Origin of the sequence: Peribacillus sp. NPDC096622 (assembly GCF_044762665.1) — a bacterium.
In the GTDB taxonomy this organism is placed as follows: domain Bacteria; phylum Bacillota; class Bacilli; order Bacillales; family DSM-1321; genus Peribacillus; species Peribacillus frigoritolerans_B.
In genome coordinates this window covers 39,180-56,870 of sequence record NZ_JBIWES010000004.1, presented here as the reverse complement: position 1 = coordinate 56,870, position 17,691 = coordinate 39,180, and the positions used below count along the sequence as shown (strand labels likewise).

19 protein-coding genes are annotated in these 17,691 nt (G+C 36.0%); 13 read left to right on the top strand and 6 right to left on the bottom strand.

The genetic code is table 11. The annotated features are described in order from the left end of the window. The first annotated feature begins 23 nt into the window (after positions 1 to 23). On the top strand, positions 24 to 428 hold the full coding sequence (locus tag ACIQYG_RS09185; protein WP_402837292.1) for a cytosolic protein: 405 nt from the start codon (positions 24 to 26) through the stop codon (positions 426 to 428). A gap of 301 nt (positions 429 to 729) precedes the next feature. Here ACIQYG_RS09185 and ACIQYG_RS09180 read toward each other — a convergent pair whose 3' ends face one another. Next, the gene (locus tag ACIQYG_RS09180) at positions 730 to 1,251 is read right to left on the bottom strand and encodes a DUF2179 domain-containing protein (RefSeq protein ID WP_034306915.1); all 522 of its coding nucleotides are present in this window, start codon (positions 1,249 to 1,251) and stop codon (positions 730 to 732) included. Positions 1,252 to 1,482: 231 nt separating this feature from the next. Between ACIQYG_RS09180 and ACIQYG_RS09175 the strand changes: the two genes are divergently transcribed. From ACIQYG_RS09175 to ACIQYG_RS09165, 3 genes are all read left to right on the top strand, one after another. Continuing rightward, complete coding sequence (locus ACIQYG_RS09175) at positions 1,483 to 1,833, top strand: avidin-fold protein (protein WP_402837290.1); 351 nt, start codon at positions 1,483 to 1,485, stop codon at positions 1,831 to 1,833. 27 nt (positions 1,834 to 1,860) lie between these two features. Then, entirely contained in the window at positions 1,861 to 2,430 is a 570-nt protein-coding gene (locus ACIQYG_RS09170; protein ID WP_402837884.1) for a histidine phosphatase family protein, read from the top strand. Between the two features lie 71 nt (positions 2,431 to 2,501). Next, positions 2,502 to 3,182, top strand: coding sequence for an NAD(P)H-binding protein (locus ACIQYG_RS09165; protein WP_402837288.1), 681 nt, complete (start codon positions 2,502 to 2,504; stop codon positions 3,180 to 3,182). A gap of 244 nt (positions 3,183 to 3,426) precedes the next feature. Here the strand turns inward: ACIQYG_RS09165 and ACIQYG_RS09160 are convergent, their stop codons facing one another. After that, the gene (locus tag ACIQYG_RS09160; RefSeq protein WP_402837882.1) at positions 3,427 to 3,621 is read right to left on the bottom strand and encodes a DUF4180 domain-containing protein; all 195 of its coding nucleotides are present in this window, start codon (positions 3,619 to 3,621) and stop codon (positions 3,427 to 3,429) included. Between the two features lie 498 nt (positions 3,622 to 4,119). On the opposite strand from ACIQYG_RS09160, the gene ACIQYG_RS09155 reads away from it, so the two are divergent. The 5 genes from ACIQYG_RS09155 (at position 4,120) to ACIQYG_RS09135 (ending at position 8,091) form a co-directional block, all read left to right on the top strand. Further along, entirely contained in the window at positions 4,120 to 4,536 is a 417-nt protein-coding gene (locus tag ACIQYG_RS09155; RefSeq protein WP_402837286.1) for a BlaI/MecI/CopY family transcriptional regulator, read from the top strand. Then, complete coding sequence (locus tag ACIQYG_RS09150; protein ID WP_402837284.1) at positions 4,536 to 5,387, top strand: M56 family metallopeptidase; 852 nt, start codon at positions 4,536 to 4,538, stop codon at positions 5,385 to 5,387. Before ACIQYG_RS09155 ends, ACIQYG_RS09150 begins: the two co-directional genes overlap by 1 nt. A gap of 72 nt (positions 5,388 to 5,459) precedes the next feature. Continuing rightward, a complete protein-coding gene (locus tag ACIQYG_RS09145; RefSeq protein WP_402837282.1) occupies positions 5,460 to 5,888 on the top strand; it encodes a DoxX family protein in 429 nt (142 codons plus the stop codon). A 417-nt stretch (positions 5,889 to 6,305) separates the two neighbouring features. Continuing rightward, complete coding sequence (locus ACIQYG_RS09140; protein ID WP_402837280.1) at positions 6,306 to 6,731, top strand: VOC family protein; 426 nt, start codon at positions 6,306 to 6,308, stop codon at positions 6,729 to 6,731. 697 nt (positions 6,732 to 7,428) lie between these two features. Continuing rightward, on the top strand, positions 7,429 to 8,091 hold the full coding sequence (locus tag ACIQYG_RS09135) for a hypothetical protein (RefSeq protein ID WP_402837278.1): 663 nt from the start codon (positions 7,429 to 7,431) through the stop codon (positions 8,089 to 8,091). Between the two features lie 245 nt (positions 8,092 to 8,336). Here the strand turns inward: ACIQYG_RS09135 and ACIQYG_RS09130 are convergent, their stop codons facing one another. Then, positions 8,337 to 8,990, bottom strand: a complete 654-nt coding sequence (locus tag ACIQYG_RS09130; RefSeq protein ID WP_402837276.1) for a 2OG-Fe(II) oxygenase — start codon at positions 8,988 to 8,990, stop codon at positions 8,337 to 8,339. Positions 8,991 to 9,495: 505 nt separating this feature from the next. Between ACIQYG_RS09130 and ACIQYG_RS09125 the strand changes: the two genes are divergently transcribed. Continuing rightward, on the top strand, positions 9,496 to 10,065 hold the full coding sequence (locus tag ACIQYG_RS09125; RefSeq protein WP_402837274.1) for a kinase: 570 nt from the start codon (positions 9,496 to 9,498) through the stop codon (positions 10,063 to 10,065). Positions 10,066 to 10,128: 63 nt separating this feature from the next. Here ACIQYG_RS09125 and ACIQYG_RS09120 read toward each other — a convergent pair whose 3' ends face one another. The 3 genes from ACIQYG_RS09120 to ACIQYG_RS09110 all read right to left on the bottom strand — a co-directional run bounded on the left by ACIQYG_RS09120 (position 10,129) and on the right by ACIQYG_RS09110 (position 13,266). Beyond that, a complete protein-coding gene (locus tag ACIQYG_RS09120) occupies positions 10,129 to 10,917 on the bottom strand; it encodes a HipA family kinase (RefSeq protein ID WP_402837272.1) in 789 nt (262 codons plus the stop codon). Positions 10,918 to 11,704: 787 nt separating this feature from the next. Then, a complete protein-coding gene (locus ACIQYG_RS09115; protein ID WP_402837270.1) occupies positions 11,705 to 12,793 on the bottom strand; it encodes a glycosyltransferase in 1,089 nt (362 codons plus the stop codon). Then, positions 12,793 to 13,266, bottom strand: a complete 474-nt coding sequence (locus ACIQYG_RS09110; RefSeq protein WP_402837268.1) for an NUDIX hydrolase — start codon at positions 13,264 to 13,266, stop codon at positions 12,793 to 12,795. Before ACIQYG_RS09110 ends, ACIQYG_RS09115 begins: the two co-directional genes overlap by 1 nt. Positions 13,267 to 13,603: 337 nt before the next feature. On the opposite strand from ACIQYG_RS09110, the gene ACIQYG_RS09105 reads away from it, so the two are divergent. The 3 genes from ACIQYG_RS09105 to galU all read left to right on the top strand — a co-directional run bounded on the left by ACIQYG_RS09105 (position 13,604) and on the right by galU (position 17,691). Further along, on the top strand, positions 13,604 to 14,200 hold the full coding sequence (locus tag ACIQYG_RS09105) for a serine/threonine protein kinase (RefSeq protein ID WP_402837266.1): 597 nt from the start codon (positions 13,604 to 13,606) through the stop codon (positions 14,198 to 14,200). A 1,089-nt stretch (positions 14,201 to 15,289) separates the two neighbouring features. Continuing rightward, positions 15,290 to 15,907 carry a hypothetical protein gene (locus tag ACIQYG_RS09100; RefSeq protein WP_402837264.1) on the top strand — a complete coding sequence of 206 codons (618 nt, stop codon included), beginning with the start codon at positions 15,290 to 15,292 and terminating at the stop codon, positions 15,905 to 15,907. Positions 15,908 to 16,785: 878 nt separating this feature from the next. Continuing rightward, on the top strand, positions 16,786 to 17,691 hold the full coding sequence (galU, locus tag ACIQYG_RS09095; RefSeq protein WP_402837262.1) for a UTP--glucose-1-phosphate uridylyltransferase GalU: 906 nt from the start codon (positions 16,786 to 16,788) through the stop codon (positions 17,689 to 17,691).

Below are 17,691 nucleotides of genomic sequence, written 5' to 3'. Positions count from 1 at the left end.
CATATTCAACAGGAGGTTCAATTATGAACACATTTATCGTGGGCTTTCATCAAGAAGATAATGTAGACAGCATGCAAGTGCAAAAATTGACGTCGGCTGAGTTTGAAAAAGCGACATCACGCGGTTTTCGCAGGTTATTTGAACTGGATACAAATATCGGTTATTTTGTATTTTTTGATGCTGAAGATGATGAGGGTGATTTATCCCATCTAGTTTTACAGTATGAAGAAGATAATCAGGATCCAAGTGATTGTTACTCCTTTACTAAAAATGATTTTTATGAGTTCATGGCACTTTATTTACAAGGGATGGATGAAGTGGAAGTGGAGGATGAAGAAGAGGATGACAATGAAGAGTACGGGCCAATCCACCATCTTGCCCATTTGATGTTTCATATTGTTGAAGAAGGAAAATCCGTTAAGCCTTAATGGCCGAGCAATGAAATGATAGGTACTTGTGAGCTTTGTGACAGGGATGAGATATAACTGACCATCCATCATTTAACCGATAGCTATCTCTGTAAATCTTGTCACAAACAGATTCACGCATTGCATTCAAACCGAGAGCTGGCCATCCGACTCAATACCGTACTTTTGTAAAAGATGATGAAGCATAAAAAAATACTTAAAGTGGATTAAAAACAACCGGTAACGAGGGCAGTGAAGATTAGAAAATCAAAACGAAATATAGCAAAAGCCCATCTTTTTAAGATGGGCTTTTGCTTTTCATTCAGCTTGCTTTATTTTTCAACCGATCCAATAAAAATCCACCTTTAAAATAACGTGGTTCATATGAAATGATGAAAGCCTTAGGTTCAAACTTTTCAACGGTTGCTATCAATTCTTGTTCCCGATTGCGTTTTGTCAAAATTTCCATACGATAACGGTTGCTATCCCTGCCCTCGCCCGTATAAAGAGTTACACCAAATCCGTTGTTCCTCAATGTGTCTACCAAATGTTCATTTTTGGTTTGAGTATTAACGGTTACATTAATAAAACCGATGGCAAGTTTTTGCTCAATTTTCGTACCAAAAATTATTCCGATTCCAAAACCGACCGCATATACAACCATGGCGAGTATGCTTTGGTCACCGCCAAATACTAGGGATAATCCAAAAACGTAAATTAACATTTCTGCGATACCCAGTATCGAGGCAAGTATGGTAATATTTTTTACTAAGAAAATGGTTCGCAATGTGTAAATCGGAACATAAATAAGTTGTAATAGTAGAATCAGAAGTATTTCTTTCACTTGAGCACCTCACCAAAATCTTCAGTTTGATTAGACGTAACTTGGGGGTTGTTCATTCCATAAGTAACATCTTCCATAATCTAACCACATCATAATAGGGGAATTCAATGGGGAATATTATGTATTTTTTGTGTCATTTCCATGGATACAGAAATAAAATTCTATAAGATTTTTCAATATTCTTTTTTTTGTTAATTTGGTATCATTATCCTTATTAATTCATTTGGGGGAATGATGATGTTTAATTATGATGGTCGGATATTCAAAGCTAAAGTCAATTCTGAAAATGGAGAAGTGTCAGGAAATACTACCTTCCATTATTCACAAGATGGCTCAATTCTTTCAGCAAGTTATCAGGGGGGAGAGATTGTTAAAGGGACTTTAATAGGGCTTGTCAATCTGGATGGAACTCTGGAATTCAGGTATAATCATATCAATGAAAAAGGGGAAATTAGAGGAGGCAGCTGTCTTTCCACCCCTGAAATGCTGCCTGATGGAAGGATACGCTTGCATGAAAGATGGAAATGGTCAGATCTCGAACGGACTGAAGGACATTCCATCATAGAAGAAGTGAAAAAATAATAATCTACTTAGAGGGGTTTGAGGACAATTACTACTATTTGTTTAGTGCGGCATGGTCAAACAGAGTGGAATGCACTAGGGAAGCTGCAAGGTCAGACTGATATTCCTTTAAATGAACTCGGAAAGATACAGGCACGGCTATGTGGTGAATTTTTGTCAAAAGATGATTGGGATGTAATTATTTCAAGCCCTCTAAAGAGGGCAAGGGAGACGGCGGATATCATTTCGCACTATGCTGAAGTCCCGGTTATTGAAAAAATGGAATTCATTGAAAAGAATTTTGGCGTCGCTGAAGGAATGACAGCAGCGGAAAGGAAGTCTGCATTCAGGGATAAAGATTATCCTGGTCAGGAAAATCAGGAATCTTTACGAAACAGGCTGATGAATGGGCTCCAGGAAATTCAGAAGGAGTATCCTGAGAAGAAAGTTATACTTGTAGCACATGGAGCCGTCATTCATTTTATTTTACGCTTGATGTCAAACGAGTCAATCGTATCCAACGAAATGCGCTTGTTCAATGCATGTTTGAGTACGATTAGATTTGAAGTTGATTCTTGGATAATTGATGATTTCAATCAAGTTAATCATTTATCTTAGTCCTATTAAGCTAGGTTAGAGTTAAAAAGGATATGGTTGATTGAGGAGCTAATTATAGAAAGAAGGAAATCATGACTAATAAGACGGCATTGATATTAGGCGCTACTGGTGTGGTAGGCACCCAGTTGGTTAAAGAGCTAAGCAACAGCAAAATCTATAGTGAAATCCATTTGTTGACAAGAAGAGTAATGAAACTCATTTATCCCAAATGCATAGGACATGTTGTGGATTTCGATAATTTATCCAAGTATGCCCATTTGTTCAAAGTCACCGATGTTTTCATTTGTTTGGGTACAACGATCAAAAAGGCTAAAACGAAAGAAGATTTTCGTAAAGTGGATTATGACTATGTAATTGAAGCAGCTAAAATGGCAAAGACATCCAATGTTGATAAATTACTCGTCATCACGGCCATGGGAGCCAATTCCAAATCAAAGTTCTTCTACAGTCGCGTTAAGGGTGATGTTGAAGGAACACTACAGCACCTGGAATTGAATGCAGTACATATTTTCCGCCCTTCCTTACTTCTTGGAGAACGCAAGGAATTCAGGGCGGGAGAAAAGATTTCTGGGCTGCTAAGTACTTTTGCAAAATTTGTATTTGTGGGCCCTTTACGGCCATATCGTGCAATAGAAGCAAACAAAGTAGCTGCTGCGATGTACGCTGCAGCCCAAACGACGGCAAAAGGATATCATTTTTATGATTCTGCTGAAATAGAGGAACTTGCCCAAAGAGTTACTATTATTTATTGAAACGAGCCCCAGTAGGCTCGTTTTTTTATTTAAAAGAAATTTTGATCCTCTCTTAAAAGGGAAAAGGAACATATGAACATTTCAACTAAAAAAAGGAAATGGAGTGGAATAGAGGTGGAGAACCAGAAGGGCATGGTAAAAAGCTAGACCAATAGGTTTAAGTTGCTTCTATTAGCTGAGTTAGCTCAATGAGAAAACCGGGCAAAAAATCCCCGGTCTTTTTTGAGAATTTTTCTGTTAATGTTTATAGTTCTTTAGACAATTTATCAATCGCTTCTTGTTCTGATGGAACAAAAAATACATTGTTCCCTTTATTACACTCATAAAGGGAAATCTTTCGTAAGATGAAAAATCCCCTATGATTAATTTGGTAGTTAGCAAATTTTTGAAGGATCCCTCCTGCAAGTTTTGTAGTAAGCTTAAAAAAATCCTCTGAAATTGCTTCTTAATACCCCAGCTGCGCTGCTACATAATCTGGCCCAATAATTGGATCAGAAAGTACTGTGTGTTCCTTTCAGAATGCTATCTAAAGAAGCTCAAGACACATTATAATTTCACAAATTGATTTACAGACTTCCTTCTTTATAAAGATTTGTAAATTTGAGGAAATAGGGGGCCAAAGGATTACTATTGATTATTGAAGCATGCCTGCAAAAGCCGAGGCTTTCAGACTGTAGTCAAACTCGAAGAAAAGCCAGTTTGCCCGCAGTTTTCATTTATAAACGTTTCCGTTGATTGGAGCGGGTGTTCGAGACTCCTGCGGGAAAACCGAGTCCAATGGAGACCCCACTCGCGTAAGGAGTTCTGAGGAGGCTCCCGGACCGCAAGCGGAAAGCGAGCCGAGCGCCTGGAGTGGATATCAACGTTCTAATTTTCCAGATGAAACTTGATTGTAGAGGTGATTTCCACTACAATTTGTAGTGGGAGGTGGGACAGGATGAATATTAAAAATTTTAAATATGATGAAGTTGGACTGAATCGTTTCTTTGGTCCATTGGAAGCTAATATCATGGAATATTTATGGGATAAAGATGAACAAAGCATTAAAGCGGTTCAACAATCATTGGAACTTGACAAACCTATCAATTTCAACACGGTAATGACCGTCATGAATCGTTTAGTTGAAAAAGGCTTTCTTGAAAAGAGGTCTGAAGGAAGGCTTTCATTATTTCGCCCGGTGCAGTCCAAAGAGGAGTTTTTAGAAGAGCAGTCAAAGAAACTGACTGAGAACTTGCTGGATGAATTTGGTGGGGCGGTCATCAGCCATATGCTGGATGCCATGAAAGACGCTGACCAAGGTTTAATTGAAAAATTGGAACAAAAAATTCAATCGTTAAAAAAGGATAAATTATAATGTGGAAGAGAAAGTCTTATTTTTTGATAAGCCTGAGTCTTTTAATTGCCTGTGTAGTATGGTGCCAAATGGGAGCGTTTTTAGTACACATCTTTTTTGGTGTGAATATTAAAGCTAATTTTTTAAAATTTTGTTTTAGTTTATTCAAGGAAGATTCAGTATACTACTTTGTGGTCGTCACACTGCTCAGTATAATAATATCCTATAGTATATTGAGCACCTTTCTTAAAGTTACAGAGCAATATTTCTTATCCAGAAGGTTTAAACAAAAGCTTTTTCTTTCAAAAAACGTTGATATGACAAAAAATATAAATGAAACATTCAAACGGGTCAACAATGATATCTTAGTTGTGAACGCTGAACAGCCTCTTGCGTTTACACTTGGTTTCAGGCGCCCTTTCATTGTGTTCAGTACTGGTTTAATTCGATTACTGGACTTTGATGAACTAGAAGCGGTAGTGGAGCATGAAGCCTTTCACCAAAAGAAATATGATCCATTGGTAATCTTTATTTTACAGTTGATTTCAGATGCGTTATGGTTTGTCCCGCTGGCAAAATGGTGTCATAAAAATTACAAAATAATAAGTGAATTATCAGCCGACGAAAATGCGATTAATAAAATGGGGACCGAATTAGGTATAAGTGCCGCTTTATTGAAGTTAATTAAACATGGTTGCACTGATAAATCCTCTCCTGTCCTTGTTCATTTCTCGAATGAATCAGTTAACTATAGACTTCAGCAATTAATTGATCCCAATAAAACAATTCCTTTAAGGGCTGAAACTACCACGATTTTTGTTTCTATTTATGTTTTGGTTATATTGTTAGGAATGACTATAGTGATTGTCTGATGACTTTCACTTGATTTTATTACCACATTACACTACACTTTGTAGTGTAAAATAAAAAAAAGGAGATGTGTCATGAATAAACATGAAATCGGTACCTTTTTATTAAGAGTTATGTTGGGAATTTCATTTTTCTTGCATGGTCTGTCAAAATTCAAAGGTGGATTGGATAACACTTCAGGATGGTTTCAAAGTATAGGAATTCCGGGATTCATGGCCTATGTAGTCGGTTTTATTGAATTGGTTGGAGGAATTGCTTTAATAATTGGTCTTGGTACAAGAATAATTTCTGCTCTCCTTGTATTCATCATGGCTGGTGCAATTGTTTATGTGAAATTCCCCGCAGGTTTTTTGGGGAATGGAGAAGGCTCAGGGTACGAACTGGATCTCGTTCTTATGATTATCGCACTTCACCTACTATTGAATGGAAGTCGATTCCTATCTATAGACTCTAAGTTACCAAACCTTAAAAAAGCACAAGATTCAGAAATGATAGCAAGTTAATTAGATTTAAACCCAAATCACAATAAATTAAACACTTTTTAAACAGTCTTGAGGTATGATACCGGTAATCTACTGGGATCATACCTTTTTCATTTCACCTTGTTCTTGTTTGAAATGCTTCATGGATTTTAAAAACCGATAATAAACAAAATCAAATTTTGGTGATAAATAGTAGTTTTCCTGAATGGATCATCGTGAAATACCTTGACAAACAAACCACCTTGGAAATTTCAATTCAATATTAACAAAAAAATTTGAAGTTTTCAGTAGATTTTCATTGACGAACACGTGTTCTGTGTTATAAAATACAATCATGGGTAATAATGGTATAGTGATTATTGCCATTGTCAGTTCATAAGGAAGCTTGGAAATTTCCCGAGCTAAGAAAAAAATCAAAGCAAAAGGAGTTATTTAATTATGACCATGCGATTATCTCCATATTTAATGATGAACGGAAATGCGAAGGAAGCGATCCAATTTTACGAAGAAGCATTGGATGCAAAAGTCCTTTTTAATCAAACTTTTGGGGAAATGCCAGAAAACCCTGAATTTCCTCTGCCAGAAGAAGCAAAGGATCTTGTGGCACACGCAATGTTAAAGGTTGGGGAAACGGACCTCATGTTTTCCGATACGTTTCCAGGTCAAACCAGTCAGTCTGGAGATCAAGTAACGATCTGTATTTCAATAAACGATATTGAAAAATCAAAACGAATCTTTGAAACTTTGTCTCAAGGCGGAGAAGTGAAAATGCCGCTGCAGGAAGCTTTTTTCAGCCCCGCTTATGGGATTGTAACAGACAAATTCGGTGTAACCTTTCAAGTTTATACAGAGGGTCAACAATAATTTTCCCTAGTTAAATAATAACAGCTGCTACCTTGGTTACTTTTAGTTGCAACTGTATTTTGTTGAATAAATAAAACCCAATTTCTCATTTATATCACTGAGAGATTGGGATTTTTAATATTAGTATATATGATACCTCATCGCATTTACTATGCTGCCAAAGTTCACTCCACACGGTAGCATAGTATTTAAGGTGAATTGACGTCTATGTAATATGGCATTCAGAAAAGTTCCAAATACCCCTTTCTGCGTATTCTTCACACTGTCCCTTGACCATGGATTCAATTTGAAAGTATTTATATTGCTCCTAATAACCAATTCCACCATGGATATCATGATTACATAGTTTCCGATAATTTTTTCTGGTTCCACACTTTAACTTTGATATCTTATCGTTATCTCTCTGTGATATTCGTCATATATTCTTCATCTGTTTGTTCTTTGTTTAGAATATGGCTATGCTATTATTTAAAACATTGGCAGTCATATTAGCCGCATAGTGTATAAAAAAATATTCCTTTTAATAGGCTAATCATTCGAAGTGGCATTTCATTGCGTAATAAGGGGGAAGTGGAACAACGTGAACACAGATCAAGCTTTCTACCTGTTAAAGGATGCAGGAGTATCAGAAAGCAGCAGCATACAAACTGTTAGACGCTGGCTTCGTGAAGGTAAGATTAAATATGAGGGAGGAAGCGTGAATAGAAAAACCGGATACATAATGGATGACACAGACCAAGCATTTGAAATGTTAAAAGATGCAGGAATAACAGAAAGTAATAGCATACAGACTGTAAGGCGCTGGCTTCAAGAAGGTAAGATTAAAAATGCGGGCAACGGAAAGAGGAGCACTGTATACATAAGCGATGAAACAGATTCAAAGCTGGCTATAAATGATTTTATAGATAAAAACAAGGACGAAATCATACACCGATTAAAATTGAAAATACAAGCTCAAGATAAGCATATAGAAGGAATCGAAGAACTTCATGAGACTGCAAAAAGAATATTGATTCAGCAAAGGGATATGTTCAAAAAGGAAGTTGCCATACTAAAGAATGAGAAAAGTGAATTGCAAAATGAAACTAAGGATTTATTGAAAGAAAATATTGAATTACGTAATGAATTGATAAAATTAAAGGAAAACATCAGAAACAATTACAATATGGACTCCGCTGCTCAATCAAATGATTATAGTAAAAAGTTAGGGCTTTCTAAAATGGCGAGCAATAAAGAAGTGTTGGCTGAATATAAAGGGTTATTAAAAATAACTCATCCAGACCATAATGGCAACGCAAAGGTTTTTCATTACATAAAGACTGATTACGATGATTTTAGAAAGAGCATCAAAGGTAAATGAATAGTGATTAAATACAAACAAAGTATTTTTTTATCAAACTTAAAAATTCTAGGGCAATAGTATGTTTTGAAACGAATTGATTGTTTAGGGTAAAGACCTCCCGGAAATTTTGGACTTCAAGGGAACATTTTTATTTTGACTTTTTCGTGTGGACATTTTAAATAAAACAGATTCCAAATGAACAATAGGTGCCATAGTTTATTTGGCACCTAATATTGAGGCTTATAAAGTCTATCGTTTACACATTATAAGAGATTTTTTTGTCTCCTCATCCATTGTGTTGCAACCCATTTTTCACCAGTGATAACTGGCGCTCCACCATGTAAAGTTAGTTCGTTTAGGTTATTATCGTTGTAGAAATATTCGAAGTACACAGCCATTCCCTTACTCGGTGACACTGAAAAATTCAGTTTCGGAAAAAAAGTTTCCCCACCATGCTCCACATCATTTAAGTACAAGATGATTGTGCTAATTCTATTATTTTTTGCTGCTATACTTGAAGATGTAAAAAAATCAAAATGAGCTTTATACTCTTGTCCTGGAGTGTATTTAAGAATTTGAATACCTTCTCCATGTTCAATGGGTATATTCATGATTGTTGATATCCTTTTTTCAATTTTGGTAATGATGTCATATTCATTTTCTTGAAAAAACATGCTGCTGCTTGTTCTTAATTCATTTACTTCGTGCGTAACCCCAATTTTGGAACGATGCATTTTGTCTTTTGACAATTCAATAAGTCCGTCACATTCTTCGTCACTCAAAACGTTTCCTAAAACTACAATTAGAGGTTCTTCTAGTCTAGCAATTACATTAATTTCTCTGTCTTCCGTTTTGATTTTATTTCCATTATGATTAAAAATAGTTTGTTCTTTACTTATTTTATTATCCACTGTCAACTTTCATCGACTCCCAAAAGAATGAATTTTCTGAACCATTAGTTTAAATTATCTCTGTAAGCGTTTTCCTATTTTGATTATACCATGAACATTGTTATATAACTGTTTCTTATTTCCGCTACCCGCTAACAATGCTTCGTATCATGAGGTCGTCCAGTAAAAATTACTGGATGAACTGGCGCTTGACTATAGCAAACTTTTATTTTTTACATAAAATATAGTAAGCACACACTATGAACCAGTCTCTTTGTCTAGATTTGTATTTTCACTAAAATCCCCTTTTATTATAGAAGGGCTTTTACAAAAACTGTTTTTATTAAGCTATTCTTTCAACCCTATAAATCATTAATGGAAGACGTTTACTTTCAGAATGTGTCACAATGATAAAGGGGCAGAGGTTCGTCACCAATTATCAGCAGTACGGAGCTGTTCAAGAATCTTAGAGATAAAGAAACAAAGGATAAAAAGTAATAGTACGATAGGGTATGTAAAGGAGTGATGTAAAGTGGAGGACTTTAAATCCATCTGTGTTACTGAAGGAATTAAAAAAGTAAATGTAATAAAAAATCCAACGTCGTTTTCGCTGATTGGAAAGGGGGCGCAAGGGGCCGTTTTTAAAATTTCTTCAGACAAATGTGTGAAAATTTGTGCAAAACCAGAATATGCGGCTAAAGAGGGGAATGTATTAAAAATTGCACAGGAGTCTCCCACTATTCCACGGCTTTATGAGGTGGGGCATAACTATATTATTATGGAATATCTTGAAGGGCCAACTTTATTTCAATATTTAGAATCTGGAGGGATCCTATCCGAAAAATTGATGAGGCAAATTCTTTTTGTGCTAAAAGAAATGAAGCGTTTAAAGTTTACCAGATTGGATGCCGATTTGCGCCACATTATTGTAACTAAGGGAGAGGAATTAAAAGTAATAGATCATTATAGCTCCTATACAAGGATTCGAAACAGGCCAGAGTTGATATTCAAAGGCTTAAAAAAGTTGGGTCTATTACCATTGTTTTTGGAAGAATTAAAAGAATTGGATCCCGAATCCTATATGGAATGGAAAGATTTATAAATAAAAAAAGTAACTCCTTTAAAGCAAATAAGGAGTTACTTTTTTCTGTGGAAGAAACCAGCGTTATTTTGGATTGCTATGATGCTGGATGATACGTTCAACGATATCAGGCAATTTATTTTTCTGTTCTAAAAGAAACTTGTAGAGAGCTTCTCTATCCTTCGTTTTCACATTCCACTCTTTAGGGATGGATTCGATCACTTGATAGATCGATTTGTTCGGCAATTTCACTATTTTTTCTATAAACGATGTAAGCTCTTTGTGATCATTGAGAAGAGAGAAGGCCCATTTATAAAAAGGCCAATGGTAGTTATATACCGGTGTTTCACTTAGCGTTTGAGCAGACCATTGGTAGCGTCCTGGAAAAACTCTGCCATGATCAATCATATGGACATAATAGCCGCCATCACTGAGATTTTCCAAAATGACATTCATCGTACCACGGTCAGAGTTATTCACCCATTGGTCGAATACCGTTATACCGGCAAGCATATCTCGGTTTTTAACATCCGTCTTAGTGGGAGGATTTTCTCTAACATTCTCGAAAACTGTACTGTTTTTAATAAAAACACAGCCATATTGGTATCCAGAACTATAGTTGTGTTTAGTGGATTGTAATTCAGGAGTTTTCTTTATGAATTCTTCCGGTATATATACAAGATCAAATGGGATTACGGGAAGGGAAAGGAGCTCTGCCAATTTGCCGATAAGGTATTCATTGACCACTTCCTTTTCTCTTCCTTTCTTAGTATCGAACCACTTCACGACATATTCTTTACCATCGCTGAAAAGAATGACATGTGCAGTTCCCCCCCTTAATGTTTGTACATATCGAACTGGATATTTTGTCATATCACTTTGTCTCCTTTAAAAATATTTGTCTAGCTCTTTTTCATTTTCACCTTAGCTTTTTTATTAACCATATTGCTTCCGCATTGATTGATGAAATTGGTTATAGGGTTCGATAAATGACTTTTTCTGTTCCAAAAGGAATTTGTACTGTACTTCACTTTCCTCCTTCGAGACTCCCCACTCTACAGGGATGGATTGGGTAACTTCATAGTTAATTCGTACTGGAAGGGATAAAATTTTTTATCCAAATGATGTTCATTTAGCATGGAGAAGGCCCCCATGGGTACGTTTGTTGATAAAGGATTCAGTTTCTGAGAAAGCGTTTTTGCAGACCACTGAGTCCACTAGGAAAACATGTTAGGATAAAAAAAGCCGCCTTTACTAAGCTGAATTAGAAGGAAAATATTTATGGTTTAATCGATTTTATTCACCTAAAGATCGAATACCACCAATCGGTAAGCATATTGTGATTTTCTTACGTCTTTGATGCAAAAGCTTTAAATATTTCATCTAGTACAATACTGTTTTCGATTAATAAACACATAGATTGGCATCCTGAACTTAATTTGTTAGGAATATACTTATGATTGCGTCTTGGGTATACACTAGTCCGAAGGGGACAAAAGGGAAGGGAAGTAACATTGCTAATATACTGCTCACATACTCAATTACTAGTTCATTTCACTACATACTTTTTACCGTCGCAAAAATAATGTCATATAGCGTTCCAGCAATTAATTTTTTTTACGAACTCAACTGGAATTTTGGACTGAACCATTGTTTCCAATCAATTAACTTCGTTATTTTTTTCTATTAAGCTGTATAGCCTTTGTTGTTCGATGATTTGTTTATTCAAATCAAAATTTTCATCAATTACCTGTCTTGCACTTCTGGTATATCTCTTCCATACTCTTGGATGACTAAGGAAATATTTTATACCTTGAGCCAATTTTAAATCATCTTTCTCAGGAACTAGGTATCCTGTTTTTTTATGCTCAATCAATTCCGGGATCCCTCCGTGAAAGGTGGAGATGACTGGTAAACCGCTTGCCATGGCTTCTTTTAATGCATTTGGTATCCCTTCTACATCGCCATCTTCGCCCGTTTCACTGGCAAGGCAAAAGAGATGGGAATCACTTAATTCCTTGGAAATTTGGTTAGAATCCATTGGCCCCCTAAGAAAAACATGTTCGTTTAAGTGGTTTTCATCAATGAAAACTCTTATCTTCTCTTCATCTTCACCTGTCCCAATGATGTGCAGCGTCGTTCTTGGGTATTCCTGATGAATCCGTTGAAAAGCCTTCAAAAGCGTAAGAAATCCTTTTTTCTCGACAAGTCTGGCAACGGACAAGATTCGGATTTCTCCTTCCTTAGGTAGGGAACGTTGGACAAATGGGTATAAATCTAAATCTAGCCCCCCATATAGTACATGTATTTTATCTTCTTTAAATCCTAATTTTTTTAATTCATCTGCAAGAAAATGGCAAACTGAAAAACAAGCAGACCCATATTTTACCAAATTTTGATATCGTAGGACATTTTTGCGAAATCTCTTATATGTTTGCGTGGAAGAATCACGTCCTCGAAAATGTACAACCAAAGGAATATCATACTCTATAGCTGTTGGTAAAATATCGATGGAATGTTTCCCTTGATGAGCGTGAATCACGACGACATTTTGCTCCTTAAAGAAGGCTCCAAGGTCTTGAATTTCGTTCAAATTATAATAATGTTCAAACTGAAATTGAACATTGTTACAATTTGGGTAAGGTCCTATAACAATAGGACGATATTGATCCAACATAATGATCTGATTGTACATAAATCCTTGATTTATTTTTATAGGTTCCCTAATGTAAAAAGCGATTGTCTTCACTATTTCAATCCCTTTCTTCTCTCTAAAATCAAATTTTCGATAAAACTTTGAAATATTTGTCGATCTCGTTCAGATAGATCTTTCGGAAAAGCGGACCATTTAAAAAATTGTACTTTTTGTATTTCTATATCATCAGGTTTTAAATCTCCGCTGAGTATTTCTTCGGTAACGTAAGCAATGTTGACTGGAAAGTATTGATCACCATTAGGCAGCTCCGTAAAATAGTCCTTCCCTGAAAAAACGCCAATTAATTGAAGGGTGCCGATGTTAATTCCTGTTTCCTCCAAAATTTCACGTCTGCAGGCTTCTTCCGCAGATTCTCCTAATTCGATGAAGCCGCCTGGCAATTTCCACATTTTTTCGGATTGTACCATCAGAAAACGGCTGTTCTGATCGATAACCAAAACGGTGACTCCAGTAAGTATCAAAGCTCTAGTTCCAACGAGAGCACGTAAATCTTCAATGTATCCCATCTCAAGTCTCCTTCTGATCATTTCGTTACTGGTTAATGCTCTTTTATAGTAAATGCAAAATAGAAAAGATTCGAAACGGACAAGTACATATATTTGTTTGTTTTTTGTAAAGTTCTTAATTGTATGTGCATGAGCATAAGACACTGAATAAACGCTGGGAAAAGCATTCCTTAAGAGAATAATGGATCAATTGCTAATATCTCGTACTTAAGAAGCTAGGAAAAGAAGGTATGACTTAATTTTGTGAAAAAGTGTTATTAACCTAAAGCAACTAATCGATGATTTCATATTATAGATATTATGGTTGTCCAAAAGTAGAAAAGAGGTGGTAGATTAGATGAATGATTTTAAATTAATAAAGGTTGAAAGAATAGAAAAGAACGGTAAAAAGGAACTTCTTATTCATAATCCGACCACATTAAAACTAATTGGGGCAGGAAGTCAAGGTGCAGTTTTTCAGCTTGATGAAGATATTTGCGTAAAAATTTATGTCAATCCCAATGCAGCAACAAAAGAGGGGAAAGCACTTGAAGCAGCGAAGGAAACCCATATTGTTCCGAGGTTATATGAAGTCGGACCAAACTATGTAATTATGGAATATTTAAAAGGTCCCAATCTAAAAGATTATTTGAAAGGAAAGCAAGATATTCCCGAATCGTTTACAGAACAAATCATAATGATTCGAAAGGAACTAAAGAGAGTTGGATTTATTAGAATCAAGACCTCAATCGGACATTTTGTGGTAACAAAGGGAAATGTGCTGAAAGCCATCGATCATTCAGATGGCCTCACAATGAATGATCCATATAATCCAAAGATGTTTCGTGATCTAAAGAAATTGGGGTTATTGGATACATTCCTGAAACAAGCAAAGAAAATCGATCCTGAATCGTATGAAGAATGGCAGAAAAACATCGACTTCAATGCGATATAAATGAGAATATGCGAAATTGGGTGCTTCAAAGAATTAAAGCGGCCCAGTATCGCAAAAAAGTGCATGATGATTCCTACAAAATCAATGATGCTGTACAAGCAGGGAAACTTAAAAGAGGAAAGTCGAACCCTTAACGTAAAGGGGTTCGACTTTTTAGTTTGGAATTCTCCCAGACTATAAAATTTGCGAAATGGGCGGAAAAGCATCATAACTCCCATTCGCAAAAGTGCATGTTCGGCAGTTATAAGTACAAATTACAATATTCGTAAAATCATTTTTACAACCAGATAACGATTTTCCAAGATAAAGTGGTTTTTTTGATTTTTTTTTGGAAGATGGTATAAGTTTAACGTCTACACATGACAAACGCTCAGTCATTAAAAGGCTTGTTGAATAACTATAGAAAGAATGGTGATAGTTGTTTATCTATAAAGATCTCTGTCTATGCAAATAAGAAAATCGGAAACCTCATGTATGGTTTCCTAACTAAAAAGAGGTGAATCACTTTCAAACATCCCTAAATTGGACACCAACCCTTTCGATTAAGACTGCTTAGACTGGACCATTCTTTGGGCTTCCATTACTCTTGAAGAATCAGACCTCGCTCCCAGCATCAATGCTTAAGTCAGAAAGCTTCAAGTGTTTTAAGGAGAAACCAACTAATAATTTCATTGATTACGGTGAATCAGTTGTTGTCCTTGCTTTAACTTTCACGGCAACCAGCTTAACCTTCCTGTTGTCCGAGTAGCATTTTGAAAATGACGAGTCAAGGAACTTACCGAAACCCAGGTATGTTAGGTGCTACTCCTACGTTTACTACCAATGTGGACAATACAATAAAAAATCAAGGCCATTGCTGTAATTATAATCGGAACGGCAACGGCAGCACATTCATGTCAACAACAACACTAGGAAATGGTGAAATAACTATCTCCGATTGTCCTTATACTGATTCTGCAACGAAAGCGATTTACTAGAAACAAAAAAGGTGAATGCAATGTCAATTGAGAAGACGATTTTTCCAACTACACAATATGTAATTCAAGTGTGCCTCCATAACCAATAAATAGTGAAAAGGGTGGGAACCTAATGGGTAAATATGATCAAACAGATAATCACAGGGAAGACAATAAGAAGAAATATAGCCATATATTGGAAAACATTCAAGTCCAACTCCAACTCCAAGAAAAACAACAGAAGGAGCTTCAGGTTCAACTTCAGAATCAGTTAATTAAACAACAAAATGATACTTTAAATAAAATCTTACAAGAAATAACGAAGATTTCACAACCACTGGAAAAAATTCAAGACCAACTCCAACTCCAAGAAAAACAACAGAAGGAACTTCAGGTTCAACTTCAGGAGAAATTATCTAAACAACAAGATGAGCATTTAGATAAAGTCTTACACGAAATATCGAAGCGTTCACAACCACTAGAAAACATTCAAGTCCAACTCCAAACCCAAGAAGAACAACAGAAGGAACTTCAGATTCAACTTCAGAATCAGTTAATTAAACAACAAGATCAAACTTCAAATAAAATCTTACAAGAAATAACGAAGATTTCACAACCACAACCCCTCTTATTAAAATCGCCTTTTAGCATAATCGATTCCCTTGATTTAGATGTAGAAAAAAAGGCGCAAATTGCGATGTTTATAGCTAATAGCAGTAGTGGTAATAAAAATGAAGATGAGACTAAATAAAGAAGAGGCTGTTAAAGCCTCTTCTTCTTTATTTGAAAATCCCCATTGAAGGTCGATTTCACAGTATTTGCCATTCCTATCCGTAAAATGTGCATTCTAAATTATTTAAGACTCTTCAAAAGGTAAAGAAACCAACTTCAAAGATATCGAAGTAGTGGGTGTAGGCGTGTTCCTGCAGAAATCGAAACCTTTGCGTCGATGGTTCCCATGGGAATTAGCCGATGGTTGCTAACGGAATGATTCATTAGAATTGTATCCAATATGCCAAGTTTTGCTCTTCATGTACGGAGAAAGTAATAGTGTTGCATTACCCTCTACAAGGATGATAAGAATTGTTGCTTTAGGAGTAGTTAATCATATTCTATAAACTATATCCATTCAACATAGATCGTAGCTCTTAAAAAACCTCCCCTTTTTATTTGAAGAATCCCCCCTCAAAACCATGAATACAGACCATCATATATTATGATCTAAAGGGGAGCGGAAAGGATTAGTCACTAAAAACTGGACCTGCGATACCCATTATATAAATCTAAGAAATTGTTGCTCTCATTTCTGACAGCTGGAGTTTTTCATAGAAAGAAAAAAGGAAATCGTTTAGTCTACTGAATCGCAAAAAAGCTCCACAGTGGTTTATCCGAACCGTATATCGACCATTACAGCAAAACCATGGTAACTCCATTACATAAAAAGTGTAATGGAGTTTTTAATTTGGACTAACCTACAAGTTGCGACGCCCGGCCGCGGCCAGATTGGGATTCTCACATGTATAGCCTACTGGTCCCTTAAATAAAAAAGGACTAATTGGGCTACTAACTAGACCGGAAGTTGTCCTATTGCATATAAAGGATTAATGAATGACAAAAGGGAGGCAGCTTATGAAAATCCGAAAGGCCATTATTCCGGCCGCAGGTCTAGGGACCCGATTTTTGCCTGCAACTAAAGCTCAGGCTAAGGAAATGCTGCCGATTGTTGATAAACCAACGATTCAATATATTGTTGAAGAAGCAGTAGCTTCAGGTATAGAGGAAATTATTATCATAATCGGTAGAGGTAAAAGATCAATAGAGGATCATTTTGATAAATCCTATGAGTTGGAAGATGCACTTTTAAGAAAAAATCAGCTCGATATTTTAGAGGAAGTTCAGAAAATATCTAGTTTGGCAAATATCTATTATGTCCGCCAAAAGGAACCGATGGGGCTAGGACATGCAATACTCTGTGCTAAAAGCTTCATTGGAAATGAACCTTTTGCCGTTTTGTTAGGGGATGACATCGTTATGTCTAAAACACCTTGTCTGAAACAAATCATCAGTGTTTTTGAGTATTGCAACAGTTCCGTCGTAGCTGTTCAGAATGTTCCAGAAAAGGATGTCAGTAAATATGGAATTATTAAGCCAAAAGGGACAATGATTGAGCCAAACCTTTTTCATATCGATTCTTTGGTGGAAAAACCGAAAAGGGAAGAGGCTCCTTCCAGATATGCGATAATGGGGCGTTATGTTTTAAGACCTGAGATTTTTGACACACTATCAAAGCTTCCGGTTGGACATGGCAATGAATTACAACTTACTGATGCCATAAATGAGCTAAATAAGCAGCAGGCCGTATTAGCATATAACTTTGAGGGAAACCGATATGATATTGGTGATAAAGTTGGTTTCATTAAGGCAACAATAGACTTTGCTTTGCGCAGGGATGATATAAGAGACGAGGTACTTTCCTATTTAAGGGATGTAAATAAGAAAGAAGACCTTCAAATTATAAAGAGAGAGCCTGAATAA

Coding starts and splice junctions, on each gene's coding strand:
- ACIQYG_RS09185 (WP_402837292.1), top strand. CDS start 24: ATGAACACATTTATCGTGGGCTTTCATCAAGAAGATAATGTAGACAGC.
- ACIQYG_RS09175 (WP_402837290.1), top strand. CDS start 1,483: ATGATGATGTTTAATTATGATGGTCGGATATTCAAAGCTAAAGTCAAT.
- ACIQYG_RS09165 (WP_402837288.1), top strand. CDS start 2,502: ATGACTAATAAGACGGCATTGATATTAGGCGCTACTGGTGTGGTAGGC.
- ACIQYG_RS09155 (WP_402837286.1), top strand. CDS start 4,120: ATGAATATTAAAAATTTTAAATATGATGAAGTTGGACTGAATCGTTTC.
- ACIQYG_RS09150 (WP_402837284.1), top strand. CDS start 4,536: ATGTGGAAGAGAAAGTCTTATTTTTTGATAAGCCTGAGTCTTTTAATT.
- ACIQYG_RS09145 (WP_402837282.1), top strand. CDS start 5,460: ATGAATAAACATGAAATCGGTACCTTTTTATTAAGAGTTATGTTGGGA.
- ACIQYG_RS09140 (WP_402837280.1), top strand. CDS start 6,306: ATGACCATGCGATTATCTCCATATTTAATGATGAACGGAAATGCGAAG.
- ACIQYG_RS09120 (WP_402837272.1), bottom strand. CDS start 10,917: ATGACAAAATATCCAGTTCGATATGTACAAACATTAAGGGGGGGAACT.
- ACIQYG_RS09110 (WP_402837268.1), bottom strand. CDS start 13,266: ATGGGATACATTGAAGATTTACGTGCTCTCGTTGGAACTAGAGCTTTG.
- ACIQYG_RS09105 (WP_402837266.1), top strand. CDS start 13,604: ATGAATGATTTTAAATTAATAAAGGTTGAAAGAATAGAAAAGAACGGT.
- ACIQYG_RS09100 (WP_402837264.1), top strand. CDS start 15,290: ATGGGTAAATATGATCAAACAGATAATCACAGGGAAGACAATAAGAAG.
- galU (WP_402837262.1), top strand. CDS start 16,786: ATGAAAATCCGAAAGGCCATTATTCCGGCCGCAGGTCTAGGGACCCGA.